The organism is Corynebacterium sp. KPL4015, assembly GCF_040225725.1.
GTDB classification, from domain to species: domain Bacteria; phylum Actinomycetota; class Actinomycetes; order Mycobacteriales; family Mycobacteriaceae; genus Corynebacterium; species Corynebacterium rhinophilum.
Map to the genome: position 1 here is coordinate 1 of NZ_JBEHGF010000053.1, position 2089 is coordinate 2089.

The 2089-nt window shown below is 62.0% G+C and carries 1 protein-coding gene and 1 pseudogene; both read right to left on the reverse strand.

Annotated features, from left to right (window positions below; genetic code table 11):
- Positions 1–538: 538 nt before the first annotated feature.
- Positions 539–973, reverse strand: a pseudogene (locus ABRP64_RS11555) (helix-turn-helix domain-containing protein); the annotation flags it as partial.
- Between the two features lie 76 nt (positions 974–1049).
- Positions 1050–1778: an alpha/beta fold hydrolase gene (locus ABRP64_RS11560; protein WP_349866528.1), complete on the reverse strand. Its 729-nt coding sequence runs from the start codon at positions 1776–1778 to the stop codon at positions 1050–1052.
- Positions 1779–2089 lie beyond the last annotated feature (311 nt).

Genomic DNA, 2089 nt, shown 5'->3' on the forward strand with positions numbered 1-2089 from the left:
AAGCCGAGACTTCGGCTATACTGACCACAGCAGCATAGCTAGCCCCCGATGTGTCCACTTTCCGGGGGTCGGGCCCAAGGCTTTCTTTGAGCATGTCGTGAAATCGCCACACGGGTGTTGGCTACGGGTGGGGTCTATTTCTTCTCCTGATGGGTATGGGCGTTTTACATGGCAGCGCGGTAATCGTCAGCGCACTGTGGCGGCTCACCGTTTTGCTCTTCTTGTCGCGGGTGCGTCGTTTTCCGCGCGCGAGGTTGCCGAGCATGAGTGCAACGAGCCGTTGTGTGTTCGGGTCGGTTGTGGTCATGTGCGTAAGACAACACAGCGGGAGAATCTTCGCTATGCGGTAGAGCTTGGCCGTCATGCGGGAAATAGGGTTGCTGTTACGGCGTTGAGTTCTCGGGTTGAGCGCTCGCGGCGGATTAGGAATGCGCTTCGTGATGGGTGGGACGAGCGTCGCTATCGTGAGGCAATCTTTGGTGTGGATAGTGACCAGCAGACGCTGTTTTAGTGTGCGGTGTTTGTGCCAGGGATTGGGTGGGGTGTTCCCGAGCTTCTTCACATCCACATGCACCAGCGACCCGGTATAGGGGTGCTCGTACCGGCGGACAGGCTCGCCCGTGGCCCGATCGGCGTACAACAACCGGTTCAGACGCGCGGTCGTGAGGATACGGTGGACCGTAGACGGGGCGATGCCGAGGCGGATAGCAAGCTGTACCGGCCCCTCCCGCAACCGCATTCGCAGGCTCACACACCGCTTCGGGACCGCTTTCGGGGTCTTGCTCGTCGACGTTCTTGGGCGCGAGGTCCGGTCATGCATGGACTCACCGACAAAGTATCGGTTGACCCACCTCTTCACGGTCGGCCAGGCGACCTGGAATCGGGCGGCGACCTCGCTAATGGGATGGCCATCGTCAACGACGAGTTGGGCAACTTTGAGGCGGTGGCGGGGCGTGAGGGCAGCGTTAGTTATTGTGGCTCATGGGGTTTTCGGAACGAGACGAAGGGGGCCAGCGCAGTGGCTGACCCCCTTCATAGGTGAGGGGGATTCAGGAGGAGAGAGCGGCGGTGGCGATCGTGTTGGCTAGTTCCTCGGGGCGGCTCCACATCGGCCAATGACCAGTGGGCAGGTCGATCATTTGTACGTCGATCAGGTCGTTGACGGCTACGAACATGGGGTGACGCGCCTGTGCCAGCTCAAGGACCTGGCTGGACGACAAAGAGCAGCAGATCAGAGTGGTCGGCACGGCGTGGCGCCGATCATGGGTCAAGGAGACCATGGCGCGGGCAACACCCGCAGGCTCGGGAACAGCGCGAGTGCGGAAGGTCTTGAGCTGGTCATCGCTGAGCCCCTCGAGGCTGGCCTGCTGACCAAGTGTGTCGAAGTCGGGCAGCGGGAGCTCCTCGACGTCCTGCGGCAGCTCCGGCGCGAAGGCTCCTCCGTCTTGCATAGGCCCGGAGTCGACCCAGATGACTCGGCGGAGCAACTGAGGGGCCTTGTCTGCGACGATGCTCACCGCGGCGTTGGCGCCGCTGTGCCCCACGAGAACGACGTCGCCGCCGGCCTGTTCGACAAGGGACTGGAGGGCGTCGACCTGGTCCTGCAGAGTCGTGTTCGTACGGTCGGGATCCTGCTCGTCAAGGCCCGGCGGGGTGACGGCCTTGACTTGAAACCCCTGATTCTTCAGGGCGGGCACGACGCCATCCCAGGCCCAGGCACCCAGCCAGTAGCCGGGAACGAGGATGACGTGCGGTTGATCCGTTGCGTTCGATGTCATGTGCTCCATGTTAGCAGGGCTCCTGGACAACGGAATGGCACTATTTATGGCATGAGTATGGCGATGGTTTCCTGGTGAAGCGCTCGGAACACCTCCACGCGCTGTCGGAGGGGCTAGCCCGCGAGTTGAGGTCTCTGTCCGGACGATTAAGCGAGACCTGACGGCACTCGAAGTCTCCGGGCGTGCCGCTGTGGTCCCGCCCTGGCCCAGGCGGAGGTTACCGGGGCCAGGCCCGACGCAGCAAAAGCCGTCGGTATTAATCCGCGTGAGGCTTTGGACATCGATAAAGGAGTAACCAAGCTCAATGGTGT

Excerpts from the sequence above, each read along its gene's own strand:
- ABRP64_RS11560 (WP_349866528.1), bottom strand. The coding sequence starts at position 1,778 with ATGACATCGAACGCAACGGATCAACCGCACGTCATCCTCGTTCCCGGC.